Annotated in this window: 11 protein-coding genes; 2 read left to right on the top strand and 9 right to left on the bottom strand. The window is 66.3% G+C overall.

The genetic code is table 11. The features are described from left to right. Positions 1 to 95 precede the first annotated feature (95 nt). From ACLMAL_RS15875 to ssd, 3 genes are read right to left on the bottom strand one after another with little or no spacing between them, the layout of a single operon-like run. Positions 96 to 887 (bottom strand): type II secretion system F family protein, encoded by a 792-nt coding sequence (locus ACLMAL_RS15875; protein ID WP_411999757.1) that lies wholly within the window; start codon positions 885 to 887, stop codon positions 96 to 98. Then, positions 884 to 2,071 carry a TadA family conjugal transfer-associated ATPase gene (locus tag ACLMAL_RS15880; protein WP_411999758.1) on the bottom strand — a complete coding sequence of 396 codons (1,188 nt, stop codon included), beginning with the start codon at positions 2,069 to 2,071 and terminating at the stop codon, positions 884 to 886. The genes ACLMAL_RS15875 and ACLMAL_RS15880 overlap by 4 nt, the downstream gene beginning before the upstream one ends. Next, the gene (ssd, locus tag ACLMAL_RS15885) at positions 2,068 to 3,180 is read right to left on the bottom strand and encodes a septum site-determining protein Ssd (protein WP_411999759.1); all 1,113 of its coding nucleotides are present in this window, start codon (positions 3,178 to 3,180) and stop codon (positions 2,068 to 2,070) included. Before ssd ends, ACLMAL_RS15880 begins: the two co-directional genes overlap by 4 nt. A gap of 616 nt (positions 3,181 to 3,796) precedes the next feature. On the opposite strand from ssd, the gene ACLMAL_RS15890 reads away from it, so the two are divergent. Then, entirely contained in the window at positions 3,797 to 4,636 is an 840-nt protein-coding gene (locus ACLMAL_RS15890; RefSeq protein WP_411999760.1) for an HAD-IB family hydrolase, read from the top strand. 526 nt (positions 4,637 to 5,162) lie between these two features. Here the strand turns inward: ACLMAL_RS15890 and ACLMAL_RS15895 are convergent. Both ACLMAL_RS15895 and ACLMAL_RS15900 read right to left on the bottom strand, forming a co-directional pair. Continuing rightward, the gene (locus tag ACLMAL_RS15895; protein WP_411999761.1) at positions 5,163 to 5,909 is read right to left on the bottom strand and encodes an oxidoreductase; all 747 of its coding nucleotides are present in this window, start codon (positions 5,907 to 5,909) and stop codon (positions 5,163 to 5,165) included. Positions 5,910 to 5,925: 16 nt separating this feature from the next. Then, on the bottom strand, positions 5,926 to 6,402 hold the full coding sequence (locus ACLMAL_RS15900; protein WP_411999762.1) for a MarR family winged helix-turn-helix transcriptional regulator: 477 nt from the start codon (positions 6,400 to 6,402) through the stop codon (positions 5,926 to 5,928). An 87-nt stretch (positions 6,403 to 6,489) separates the two neighbouring features. On the opposite strand from ACLMAL_RS15900, the gene ACLMAL_RS15905 reads away from it, so the two are divergent. Next, positions 6,490 to 7,356 carry an alpha/beta fold hydrolase gene (locus ACLMAL_RS15905; RefSeq protein WP_411999763.1) on the top strand — a complete coding sequence of 289 codons (867 nt, stop codon included), beginning with the start codon at positions 6,490 to 6,492 and terminating at the stop codon, positions 7,354 to 7,356. 71 nt (positions 7,357 to 7,427) lie between these two features. On the opposite strand, the gene ACLMAL_RS15910 is transcribed toward ACLMAL_RS15905, so the two are convergent. The 4 genes from ACLMAL_RS15910 to ACLMAL_RS15925 all read right to left on the bottom strand — a co-directional run bounded on the left by ACLMAL_RS15910 (position 7,428) and on the right by ACLMAL_RS15925 (position 12,533). Then, complete coding sequence (locus ACLMAL_RS15910; RefSeq protein ID WP_411999764.1) at positions 7,428 to 9,119, bottom strand: dipeptide ABC transporter ATP-binding protein; 1,692 nt, start codon at positions 9,117 to 9,119, stop codon at positions 7,428 to 7,430. A gap of 8 nt (positions 9,120 to 9,127) precedes the next feature. Then, a complete protein-coding gene (locus ACLMAL_RS15915; protein ID WP_411999765.1) occupies positions 9,128 to 10,081 on the bottom strand; it encodes an ABC transporter permease in 954 nt (317 codons plus the stop codon). After that, a complete protein-coding gene (locus ACLMAL_RS15920; protein ID WP_406235561.1) occupies positions 10,074 to 11,000 on the bottom strand; it encodes an ABC transporter permease in 927 nt (308 codons plus the stop codon). The genes ACLMAL_RS15915 and ACLMAL_RS15920 overlap by 8 nt, the downstream gene beginning before the upstream one ends. Before the next feature lie 63 nt (positions 11,001 to 11,063). After that, positions 11,064 to 12,533: a peptide ABC transporter substrate-binding protein gene (locus tag ACLMAL_RS15925; protein WP_411999766.1), complete on the bottom strand. Its 1,470-nt coding sequence runs from the start codon at positions 12,531 to 12,533 to the stop codon at positions 11,064 to 11,066. Positions 12,534 to 12,700 lie beyond the last annotated feature (167 nt).

The raw sequence follows: 12,700 nt of genomic DNA on the forward strand, positions 1-12,700 counted from the left end.
CACGATCACCGACCCTGGTGAGAGGCCATTCCGGCGGCCGCCCACGCAGCGGTGACTCGGCTGACCTGCCACCGCAAGCTCGACCACAAGTCGTTTCATGCCAGCACCTTTCGAGTGATCGCATCCGTCCACAGCAGGCCCGCGCACGCGAGGCCGGTGCCGAGCGGAAGCAGGACGGCGCCTGCGGCGGAGGCGAACAGGATGTTCAGCGGTGCGGCGCCCATCAGTTGGCCGAGGGCGAGGCCGAGCAAAGGGAGGCAGGCCAGGACAGCGGCGGTGGCGCGGGCACCTGCCAGTGCGGCCGCGGTTCGGCCACGAAAACGGATGCGACCCTGGAGATCTGCCCGGGCCGCGGACAGTAGTTCGGCGAGGGCGAGGCCGTGGTGTTCGGCGACCCGCCAGGCGTCGGCTATCCCGGCCAGCTCGGGGGCCACCACGGAGTCCGGGTGGCGCAGACCGTCTGCGCTCGAACCGCCCAGTCGGCTGCGGGCCGCGCTGACGGCGAATGCACGCGCCGCCGCGCCGCCGGATTCGTGTGCCGCGACCGCGGCGGCCGCGCTCGGGTGCGCACCTACCCGCAGCTCCCCGATGACGGCTTCGACCGCGTCGAGCAGGTACGCGCATTCGACATTGTGTAAGCGGTCGTGCCGAGCACGACGAAGCCGGATACCAACTGTGCCCGTCACCAGCGCCGCAGCGATCAGCGGGCCGAATCCGGCGACCGCTGTCGCGGCGATGCCGATCCCGATACCCACGCTGAACAGGCTGCTGCGCTGTGGTTTCCGCCTGACACCGGAGGGAACGAACAGGTCGATGAAGCGGCGACGTGCCCTCGGCGCCGGAGCGCTCAACAGCGCAAGTACCAGACACGTCAGTGCCACGATCATCGGTCGAGCCGTTCGTCGAGGAGGCCGGCCAGTTCGGTAGCAGCCACAGCCGGGCCGTGGTCGGCTCGCCAGGCCGCCGCGATGCGGACATGTCCGGAGTCGTCGCGCCGGACGACGCCGATTTCGCGCAGTCCGCGAGAACCATCCGCCCTTCGATGCACGTGCATCACCACCTGTACCGCGGCGGCGAGCTGACTGTGCAGTGCAGCCCGGTCCATACCTCCCAGTGCCGCAAGGGCTTCCAGGCGCGCGGGAACTTCCTGGGGCGAGTTCGCATGCACGGTCCCCGCTCCCCCGTCATGTCCCGTGTTGAGCGCAGTGAGCAGGTCGACCACCTCCGCGCCGCGCACCTCACCGACCACGATCCGGTCCGGTCGCATCCGCAGTGCCTGGCGTACCAGGTCGCGCACCGTCACCTCGCCGACGCCTTCGACATTCGCGGTGCGCGCGACCAGCCGTACGACATGGGGATGCGGGGGCGCGAGCTCCGCCGCGTCCTCCACACAGATGATTCGTTCCTCGGGCCCGACCTCGGCCAGCAGGCTGGACAACAAGGTGGTCTTCCCCGCACCGGTGCCGCCGACGACCAGGAAGGCAAGCCGGGCTCGAATGATCCGCTCCAACAGCAGTTTCGCCTCCGGCGCCACCGCGCCGGAGGCCGCGAGCGCATCCAGCCCCTGTGTGGCGGGACGCAGCACACGCAGTGAAACACAGGTACCGCCGTGCGCCACCGGCGCCAAGACCGCATGAAGCCGGACACCGAAGGAATCCCCCAGCGCTCCTTCCCTTCCCGAAAGTCTGCCGTCGACCCACGGCAGCGCATCGTCGAGCCGTCGCCCTGCCGAAAGGGCAAGCCGCTGTGCCAGCCTGCGCACGGCGGCCTCATCCGGAAACGTGACCGACGTCTTTCGCAACCCGTGACCCCGGTCGATCCAGACGGCATCCGGCGCGGTGACCAGAACGTCAGCAACCTGCGGATCTTGCAGCAGCGGCTCCAGTACCCCGGCACCGGTCATCTCCGTCTGCAACAACCGGAGTGCGCGCAGCAGATCCGTGTCACCTAGGACCCCGCCTGCCTCGGCCCGAATAGCGGCTGCCACCTGCGCCGGATCTGGATCCCCCGCCCCGCCCGCAAGGCGTTCCCGCACCCGATCCAGCAGCTCGGACGTCACCAAGGCGCTCATCGCAGGCCTCGCCCTGCGGGGGCGCTCAGCACCGACAGCACCGCGTCTGCCGCGTCGCGGAGTGGGCCCCGGCGACGGACGGTCAGGCCGCCGCGTTCGAGGCGGGCGGCGAGGCCCGCTTGGGCTCGGACAGCGGCGAGCAGCGGCAGGTCGAGTACCTCCGCAACCTCGTTTCCGCGTAGCCCGCCGGGTGCTGGGCCACGTACTACCAAGCCCTGGTTGGGGTTTCGTCTGCCGATGTAGGCGGCGACGGATTCTGCCGCGGCCATCGCGCGCAGCCTGGCCGGAACAACCAGCACCACGAGGTCCGCCGAGTCGAGCATTTGGTCGGCGTGCGGGCCGCGCTCGCCGGATATGTCGCAAACCACCAAATCGCCTGCGGCACGGCTTGCTTCGACGACAGCGTGCACCGCGGTGGGGCCGATCTCGCTCGGCAAGCGTCCGGCACCACCGCGTCCACAGGACAGCACGGCGAGCCCGGGGGCCGCTGCGGGCAGTGCACTGTGCAGTGCCGACGCAGACACCCGGCCATCCTCGATCATCAGATCGGGCCAGCGCAGCCCTGCGGTCATCTCGATGCCGAGCAGCAGGTCGAGGCCGCCGCCGAGCGGTGCGCCATCGACGAGCACGGTGTCTCGCCGGAACCGTTCGGCAGCGGCGCGCAGAGCGGTGGCCGCGGCGAGAACGGATGCGCCCGCACCGCCGCCGGCCCCGGCAATCGCGACAACCACACCGTCCCCCATCCGATTTTCACCGTACTCAGCAAACTTCTCGATAAGCCCGACAGCGGCGCCGGGGAGCGCGATCACCCGCTCGGCTCCGACCGCTGCGGCGGCCTGCCAATCGCACAGGTCCGGCTCGCCGTCGGTCACCAGAACGACCCCGACACGCCGCAGACATCCGACCGCCGCACACTCCCCCGCCATGGCTGTGTCGAGGATCACCAGCGGGGCACCGGTCCAGGCGTGCCTGCCCATCGGCAGCTCGCGTTCGTCGAGCCCGCGTTCCGCAGCGGCCGCGACACGCCGCACTTCGTCCCGAAGGCGGGTATCGCTGATGAGCACGAGTGCCGGCGGCGTCGTGACCGGTGGCGCAGCTTCGAAATCCATGCAGGTCAGCGTGGTCGAAGCCGAAGCAGTGCAATAGAGGCAGTATGCCGAATGTGGATAACTCCGGGGATGTGGATAGATCCGGAGTGAGAGAGAGAAGTCGAACCGTCCCCTGAATAGAGGACGGCCCCAGCCGGGGGGGGAGGAGGCTGGGGCCGTCGGGTTCAGCCCCGGGGGGTCGGGCTGAACGCGCCTGGACCATGTCCAGGTGCCAGCAATACTACACCCAAGCCCCGGCCACAACGCAAGTCTGTCGTCGGAGAACTTTATGGCTGTCACCGGCCCGGCGTCTCCAGGGCAAACCCACCGCGAGGCCCCGGAACACGACCCGCTACCCGCCCGAACTCGTCTCCAAAACGCGCTCGACAGACCCGGTTTGCAGTCCGCAGTCACCGCCCGAAATGACACAGCCGGACGCAGTTCGTCCGTCGCCTGCGCTTGACGGAGCGGAGGCGCAGTCACCGCCCGAAATGACACAGCCGGACGCAGTTCGTCCGTCGCCTGCGCTTGACGGAGCGGAGGCGCAGTCACCGCCCGAAATGACACAGCCGGACGCAGTTCGTCCGTCGCCTGCGCTTGACGGAGCGGAGGCGCAGTCACCGCCTATTCTGAACGGGTGACTGCCGAGGGTGACCGAACCGGGCTTCCGGACCAACAAACCACCGGCGGCGGACGTGTCGCTGCCTTCTTCGATCTCGACAAGACAGTGATCGCGAAATCGAGCACGTTCGTGTTCAGCAAGCCGTTCTATGCACAGGGTCTGTTGAACCGCCGCGCGGTGCTCGAGAGCAGCTACGCACACTTCCTGTTCCTGCTGTCGGGCGCGGACCACGATCAGATGGAGCGGATGCGCGCCCACCTGACGAGCATGTGTGCGGGCTGGGACGTCGAACAAGTGAAATCCATTGTGGCCGAGACGCTGCACGAGCTGGTCGACCCGCTGATCTATGCCGAAGCGGCCGATCTCATCGCCGATCACAAGATCCGCGGTCACGACGTGGTGATCGTGTCCGCTTCCGGCGAAGAGATCGTCGGCCCGATCGCCGAGGCGCTCGGCGCCTCGCACACCGCCGCAACGCGAATGGTCGTCGCGGACGGTCGATACACCGGCGAGGTCGAGTTCTACTGCTACGGCGAAGGCAAGGTCGCCGCGATCGAAAAGCTGGCCGCCAGTGAGGGTTACGACCTTTTGCGGTGCTATGCCTACTCCGATTCGGTGACCGATCTGCCGATGCTCGACGCGGTCGGCCATCCGACGGCGGTGAACCCCGATCGCAACCTGCGGCGCGAGGCGCTGGCCAAGGGCTGGCCGACCCTGACGTTCTCCAACCCGGTTTCGCTGTGGTCTCGCTTCCAGACCCCGTCGTCTACCACCCTTGCCGCGACCGCGGTGGTCGGATTGAGCGCGGTGGTGGCGGGCGCACTCAGCTACCGGTTACTGCGCCGCCGCCGCTGAGGCTTAACTGATACAAGCTTGCCTGCCACACTGGCTGCTAGGGAGCCAGCGGGGTACTTGCCGAAGCGTTTGCCGACATGGCGTTCGCGATGTCGCGACCAGGGATTCAACCACGAAACGCCGATGAACACACCGATTATTGAATGTTTTCCGAAGCCTTGATGTGAGGGCTGTCACAGTGTAAAAAGGTAACTACGGAAGGTCGGAAGGCCAAGGCAGAGCCGGAAGAGAAGGTTCAGTCTCCCGTCCACCCTTCCCAGCACGGATGCCAGGTACCCACGCGGAGCGCGCCGCGACAAGGGCAAAAGCGTTGTGGGCCTGCGAGATTCGGATTGTCGACGGCGAGGGCCTCGCACAGGTTGCGGGGATGAACCGGCGGAGTTCGAATTGTCGCCGAGGCCGAAAGACCACAACCCACCTAGCACGCTTGGTAACCGGGTTTCCGTGCTAGCGGGCGGTGAGGTCGTTCAACGACAACGCCGCCCGCTTTGACGTGTAGGGGCCCACTGGCCGAGCGCAGGCGCGCCTATCCCGACGCCGAATCGGCGATCGACCTCGCCTCACGAGCACCGTCCTCGAAGGCACCACAGCACAGGATCACCCAGCTGCCGACGGCAGTCGCCTCTCCCGTGCCGAACCCGGCTGCGGTATCCAGATACGCCTGCCGCCGACGCAGCCAGAACACCTCGGGCACGCCGAGGCTGTGCGGGTCGAGCCCACTGGACACCGCGACAAGTCGGGACGCCGCCCGCGCGACGATGCCGTCGGCCGTGCCGAACGGCCGCAACGCCAACAGCTCGCCATGCACCACCGCGGCGACAACCGGTGCAGGCGCGGTGGACCCGAGCACCGTCTGCACCAGCAGGTCGAGCCGTTCGGCAACGCCTGCGTCGGAACGCGGCCGACCGAGCAGCGCCTCGTCGGTCACCAGATCGGCGGCGGCCAGCAGGTGCAGCCGAGCCAGCGCCTGCAAGGGGGCACGCCGCCAGGTGCCGGCGAGATTGCGCAGGGCATCGCCGTCGAGCGCCTGCCCCACCCGCAGCGACCCGGCCAGGATCGGATCGCCGACCCGGCCGTCGGCGGGCAGTTCGGTCGAACCGCCGTCGATCGCGGCGGACGACCGGGCCGCACGCACCGCGGCCTCGGCGGCCGTGGTCGGCCAGCCGCGCCGGTTCGCCTTGTGCCGATGCACGTCGGCGAGCGCGTCGCGGGCACGATCGGCGCTGTCGCGCACACCGGGCAGATCGACGAGAGGCTGTAGCGGATCGGTCACGGGATACGAGGCTAGTTCAGCCGCTCAGTGCCGCTCGGTGCCGGGCGATGGTCTCCTCGATCCCGGTCAGCGCCGCGAGCTGCTCGGGAGTCAGCAGGTCGAGGAAGTGCCGATGCACGGACGCGAGGTGGACAGGCCCTGCCGCTGCCAGCGCCTGCCGCCCCGGTTCGGCAAGCACGACGTCGTCACCGCGCCCATCACGTTCACACGGCTCACGCGCGATCAGGCCGCGCCGCTCCATCCGCCCGAGCTGGCGGGACAGGCGGCTGTGCGGCCAGTGCATCCGCGCCGCAAGGCCGCTCACCCGCACGCATTCCTGCTCGGCCGCCATCTCCGTCACGGCGGTGAGCACGTCATAGTCCGGCATCGACAGCCCGGTGCGGGACTCCAAATCGCGGGCGATCTCGGTGTCCACGAGCAGCGGCAGCCGCCGGTAGGCCGCCCAGGCGGTCCGCGCATCACCGGCCGCGCGACGGTTCGATGTCTTGGGCATATAACCAGCCTACCGGTTCTTGTTTACATGTAACGAAGTTGCCGATATGGTATCCGTTACATGTAACGGAATTGAAAGGCGGTGCACGTGACCGGCTACCAGAACACCCGCGATGTCAACGAAACCCAGTTGTGCACAGAGACTTTCGGTGCCCCGGAGCAGCAGCCCGCAATCCTGCTCATCCACGGCGCAGGCGAATCACTCCTGGCATGGGAGGAAGAATTCATCGAGCGCCTGGTGGCAGGCGGCCGCAGCGTGATCCGCTACGACAGCAGGGACGCGGGCCGGTCCGCCACGTATCCGGTGGGCGCGCCGCCATATGGGCTGCGAGATCTGGTCGCCGACGCCGTCGGCCTGCTCGACGTCTTCGGCCTGCGGCAGGCGCACCTGATCGGCATGTCGCAGGGTGCGGCGGTCGCGCAACTCGCCGCACTCGATCACCCCGATCGGGTCGCCACCCTGACCCTCGCCTCCTCGACACCCGGCGGTCCCGGCCACCAATACCCCGACCTCCCGGAGATGACCCCCGAACTCCGAGCCTTCTTCGCGGGCGAGGGCGCCGAACCGGACTGGTCGGACCGAACCGCCGTTGTCGAATACCTCGTCGAGGCCGATCGCCCTTTCGCCGCGGCAAGTCTGCCGTTCGACACCGCGGCCCGGCGGGCCAAGGCCGAGCGAATCATCGACCGCGCGAACGACATTGCGGCCCAACTGACCAATCCGTTCATGATCGATCCCGGTGCGCCGTGGCGGGATCGGCTCGGAAAGATCGTCGCGCCGACCCTGGTACTACACGGCACCGAGGATCCACTCTTCCCGATCGGGCACGGTCGAGCCCTCGCCGCGGAGATTCCCGGCGCCCGTTTACTCGCGATGGAGCACACCGGGCACGAGATCGCGCCACGGGCACAATGGGATTCGGTTGTCGCCGCCATCCTCGCGCACACGGCCTGATCCTTCGGCGAGCCGCAGTGGCCACCGCGCTGATCGGCGTGCCGTCCAGCTGAGCGGGGTGACGGCAACGCCTACCCCGCCAACAGATCGCGTCCCGGAATCGCGTCCAGCAGCCGCCGGGTGTACTCCTCTCGTGGATTGTCGAAGACCTCGTTGGTGGTGGCGGCCTCGACGACTTTGCCGTTCTGCATCACGAGCACATCGTCGGCGATCTGCCGGACCACGGCGAGGTCGTGGGTGATGAACAGGTAGGACAGCCCGAGCTCCGCTTGTAAATCGTTGAGTAGCTTCAGAATCTGGGCCTGCACCAGCACATCCAGTGCGGAGACCGCTTCATCGCAGACCACCACCTCCGGAGAAAGTGCCAGCGCGCGGGCCACGGCCACGCGCTGACGCTGACCACCGGACAGCTCATTCGGATAGCGGCGCATCACCGTCGAGGGCAGCGAAACTTTGTCCAGCAGTTCCCGCACCGTCGCTTCGCGTTCCTTGGAGGTGCCGATCCGGTGCGTGCGCAACGGTTCCTCGATGGTGCGGTAGATCGAGTACATCGGGTCCAGTGAGCCGTAGGGATCCTGGAAGATCGGCTGCACCCGGCGGCGGAACGCAAAGGCGCCCTTGCGGTCCAGCTTCGCGACCTCCTTGCCGTCGAAGGTCACCTTCCCGGCCGTCGGCTCCAGCAAGCCGAGAACCATCTGCGCGACAGTGGATTTGCCGGATCCGGACTCACCGACAATGGCCGTGGTGGTGCCGCGCTCGAGCCGGAACGACACTTCGTCGACCGCAATGAAGTCCGACGACTTCCACGGCGCATTGCCGCGCATCTTGAATGCCTTGGTCAAATTCTCCGCAACCACCACGCCATCGGAGACCGCTGCCGACTCCGTGTCGGCCGCGGCCGCCTCTTCCGCGACCTGAACGGCCTGTTTGCGTATCTCGACGCGCTCACGCACCGAGGACAGCCGCTGCGAGGCCAGCGAGGGTGCCGAGTTCACCAGCCGCTTGGTGTACAAATGCTGTGGCTCACGCAGAATCTGGAGTGCGGGACCGGATTCCACCACCCGACCGCGATACATCACCACCAGGTGCTCGGCGCGCTCGGCGGCGAGACCGAGATCGTGGGTGATCAACAAAACCGCCGTGCCGAGTTCGCTGGTCAGACCGTCGAGATGATCGAGGATCTGCCGCTGCACGGTGACGTCGAGCGCCGAGGTCGGCTCGTCGGCGATCAGCAGTTTGGGCCGGCACGCCAGTCCGATCGCGATGAGCGCACGCTGGCGCATGCCGCCGGAGAATTCGTGCGGATACTGGTTGACCCGGCGTTGCGCGTCCGACATCCCCGCTTCCTCCAGCAGTTCGATCGCCCGCTTCGCGGCGGCCTTACCTTTGGCTATTCCGTTGGCCGCCAACGTTTCCCTGATCTGGAACCCGACCTTCCACACCGGGTTGAGGTTCGACATCGGGTCCTGCGGGACCAGACCGATGCCGCTGCCGCGCACGGCGACGATATCCTTCTTCGACGCCTTCGCGAGATCTTTTCCGTCGAACAGGATCGAGCCGGAGGTGATCTGTCCGGTGCCGGGCAGCAGATCGATGATGCTGTGTGCGGTGGTGGTTTTCCCGGAGCCGGATTCACCGACGATCGCGACCGTCTGACCTGGATAGACCGACAGACTGACGTCGCGGACCGCCGGAATCTGCTTGCCCTCGGAACTGAAGCAGACGTTGAGATCTTCGATCTCGAGCAGTGGTTTATCGGACATCGCCGCGGTCACCTCTTCCTGGCCTTCGGATCGAGCGCGTCCCGCACCGCGTCGCCGAGCAGGATGAAGCTCAGCACGGTGAGCGCCAATGCTGTCGCGGGATAGAACAAGATCGGCGAACCACCGCGCAGCTCGTGCTGATTGGTGTTGATGTCGGAACCCCAGGACACGATCGTGCGCGGCAGCCCGACCCCGAGGTAGGACAGGGTCGCCTCGGTGACGATGAACGCGCCGAGCCAGATCGTGGTGACCACGATCAGCGGTCCCGCCGCATTCGGCAACACATGGCGCAGCAGGGTCCGTATTCGAGAGACGCCCAATGCTTTTGCCGCCGTGACGTACTCGCTGTTCTTGGCCTCGATCACCGCACTACGCGCGATGCGTGCCGCCTGCGGCCAGGTGAACGCGGACAGAATCAGGATGACCGTCCAGATGGTCCGTGAATCCAGCAGCTGCATGATGACGATCGCGGCGAGCATCAGCGGAATCGCGTAGAAGATCTCCGCGATCCGTGACACCACCGAATCGAGCAGCCCGCCGTAGAAGCCGGAGAGCGCCCCGAGCGTGCCACCGATGAACAGGAACAGCGTTGTCGCGCCGAGACCGGCCATCACCGAAGCCCGTGCGCCGTAGACGGTTCGGGTGTAGACGTCACAGCCCTGTTTGTCGAAGCCGAACGGATGGCCCGGCCCACGCGGATCCATACTGAAATCGCCGTTGCAATAGCGCGGGTCCTGATCGCTGAACAGTCCCGGCCAGAGCACGACAACCGCGATGAAGACAATCAGCAGCGCGGCGATGATGAAGATCGGATTTCGGCGCAGCTGCCGCCATGCGTCTTGCCAGATGCTGGTCGGCGAACCGGATTCGTCGACCTGGTCGGTGGCGAGAACCTGCACCTCGTCGGGCGGTGCGACGAAGTGCTGCTGCCTGTCCGGGACGTGTTTATCGAGGTCAGGCATATCGAATCCTCGGGTCGAGCATGGCGTAGAGCAGGTCGATGAGCAGATTCGAGATCAGGAAGATCACGATGAGGACCGTCACGAAGGACACCACGGTCGGTGGTTCACCGCGCGTAATCGCTTGGTAGAGCGTGCCTCCCACGCCCGGGATGTTGAAGATGCCCTCGGTGACGACGGCGCCGCCGATCAGGGCGCCGAGGTCGGCGCCGAGGAAGGTGATGACCGGGATCATCGAATTGCGCAGAATATGCACGGTGACGACCCGTGGTCTACTCAGCCCCTTGGCGGTCGCGGTCCGCACGTAGTCGGCGGACATGTTCTCCGCCACCGAGTTTCGAGTGAGCCGGAGCACATAGGCGAACGACAGCGAGCCGAGCACGATCGCCGGGACGAGCAGTTCGCCGATACTCGCCTTGCCGGTGACGGTCACCGGCGCGATGCCCCATTTCACGCCGAGCAGGAACTGGGCGAGAAAGCCGATCACGAAGATCGGCACCGCGATGATGACCAGACTGACCACCAGCAGGGTCGAGTCGAAGAGCCTGCCTTTGCGCAGACCCGCGATCAGTCCGAAGATGACGCCGAAGATGCCCTCGATGAGGACCGCCATGAGCGACAGCTTGATCGTGATCGGGAAGGCCCGCGCGAGCTCGTCGCGTACCGGCCTGCCGGAGAAGGCCGTGCCGAAATCGAGCGTGAAGATGCCCTTGAGGTACAGCAGGTACTGCACGAAGAACGGGCGGTCGAGGTGATAGCGGGCGCGAAGTTGGGCTTCCACCGCAGGCGTCATCGGCTTATCGCCTGCCAGCGCGTGGATCGGATCGCCCGGAACTAGGAAGACCAGTGCGTAGATGAGCAGCGTCGCCCCGAGGAACACGGGGATCATCTGGAGCAGACGCCGCACGACATACCAGGCCATTTCGTCTCCTGGGTGAGCGGCACGGTCGTGCCGCCGGGTTGGCGGCACGACCGAGCCGAGCGGCTACTTCTCGATGTTCTCGAAGTCGAACAGGCCGTTCCACGCGAGTTCGGCCTTCGTCACCTTGTCCGACCGTCCCGCCGCGGCGAGGTAGTCGAGCACCGGGATATCCGCCATCTCCTTGATCAGCAGAGCCTGGGCCTTCGCCACGATCTTGTAGGACTCCTCGAGCGTCGGCGCCGCGAGCGCGGCGTCGAGCAGGCCGTCGAATTCGGCGCTCTTGTAGTCGACGTTGTTGGTATCGGAGTAGCTGTAGTACTGCGAGGTCAGGAACTGCAGCATGGTCGGGTAGTCGCCCTGCCAGCCGTAGCGGAACGCCTTACCGATCGTCTTGGCGTTCACCAGATCCCGAATGTTCTTGAAGGTCGGGAACGGGGTGCCGACCGCGTCGATACCGAGGGTGTTCTTCACACTGTTGGCAACGGCTTCGATCCAGGCCTGGTGGCCGCCGTCGGAGTTGTAGGCGATCTCGTAACGACCCGACCACGGTGACATGGCATCGGCCTGCGCCCACAGCTTCTTGGCCTCCTCCGGGTTGTACTTCAGCACCTCGGAGCCGGGCAGGTTCCCGTCGAACCCGGGCAGGGTGCTTGCGGTGAAGTCACGCGCCGGAGTCTTGGTGCCGTTGAAGATGGTGTCGCAGATCTGCTGGCGGTTGATCGCCATCGAGATCGCCCTGCGCCGCAGCAGCCCTTCCTCGCCGCCGAAGTGCGCGACATTGGCCTGGACACCGATGTGCTGGTTCTGCGCGGTCGGCGCGAGAATCGCGCGATCACCGAGGTCCTTCTTGTAGGAGGTCAGCGCGCTGTCCGGGATGGTGTCGAGGGAATCGAGATTGCCCGCCTGCAGATCCGAATAGGCCGTGTCGAACGACTGGTACATGACGAACCGCAGGCCCTTGTTCTTGGCCGGGCGGCCGCCCTGGTAATCCGGGTTGGGCACCAAGTCGATCTTGACGTTGTGCTCCCACGCGCCCGTGCGGGCGAACTTGTACGGGCCGTTGCCGATCGGGTTCTCGCCGAAGGCCTTCATGTCCTTGAACGCTGCCTCGGGCAGCGGATAGAACGGTGCGTAGCCGAGTTCGGTCTCGAAGTCGATGGACGGCTGCTTCAACTCGACGGTGAATGTGCGATCGTCGACCACCTTCAGGCCCGACATCGTCTGTGCCGTTGGCTTTTCCGCCGACACCTCGTCGAATCCGACGATCGGGGTGAACACGTAGCTCTGCAGCTGGGCGTTGGTGCCGAGCGCACCGTAGTTCCAGGCATCGACGAACGACTTGGCCGTCACCGTGCTGCCGTCGGTGAACTTCCAATTCGGCTTGATGGTGATCGTGTAATTCTTCCGATCGGTGGTCTTGATCGACTCCGCCAGCTCGTCGTGGGCCACGCCCTTGCCGTCGTAATATTTCAGCCCGGCGAACAGCCGGTCGACTACGCGGCCACCCATATTCTCGTTGGTATTGGTGGGCACCAACGGATTCTGTGGTTCACCACCGTTCGTCGTGACAATGTCCGCGTCGGCACTATCGCTCGACGAACATGCGGACAGCCCGAGGCTTGTGGCCAGCAGTACTGCCGCGATCAACGCTGTAGCTCTGTTGAATCTCAACGCGTTCTCCCGATTTCGAGACAGGCGAA

This window comes from Nocardia sp. CWNU-33 (genome assembly GCF_046764895.1).
Taxonomy (GTDB): domain Bacteria; phylum Actinomycetota; class Actinomycetes; order Mycobacteriales; family Mycobacteriaceae; genus Nocardia.

Bases quoted from the DNA above. Each gene is read 5' to 3' on its own strand.
- ACLMAL_RS15900 (WP_411999762.1), bottom strand. From the start codon at position 6,402: ATGCCCAAGACATCGAACCGTCGCGCGGCCGGTGATGCGCGGACCGCC.
- ACLMAL_RS15875 (WP_411999757.1), bottom strand. From the start codon at position 887: ATGATCGTGGCACTGACGTGTCTGGTACTTGCGCTGTTGAGCGCTCCG.
- ACLMAL_RS15910 (WP_411999764.1), bottom strand. From the start codon at position 9,119: ATGTCCGATAAACCACTGCTCGAGATCGAAGATCTCAACGTCTGCTTC.
- ssd (WP_411999759.1), bottom strand. From the start codon at position 3,180: ATGGATTTCGAAGCTGCGCCACCGGTCACGACGCCGCCGGCACTCGTG.
- ACLMAL_RS15915 (WP_411999765.1), bottom strand. From the start codon at position 10,081: ATGCCTGACCTCGATAAACACGTCCCGGACAGGCAGCAGCACTTCGTC.
- ACLMAL_RS15880 (WP_411999758.1), bottom strand. From the start codon at position 2,071: ATGAGCGCCTTGGTGACGTCCGAGCTGCTGGATCGGGTGCGGGAACGC.
- ACLMAL_RS15920 (WP_406235561.1), bottom strand. From the start codon at position 11,000: ATGGCCTGGTATGTCGTGCGGCGTCTGCTCCAGATGATCCCCGTGTTC.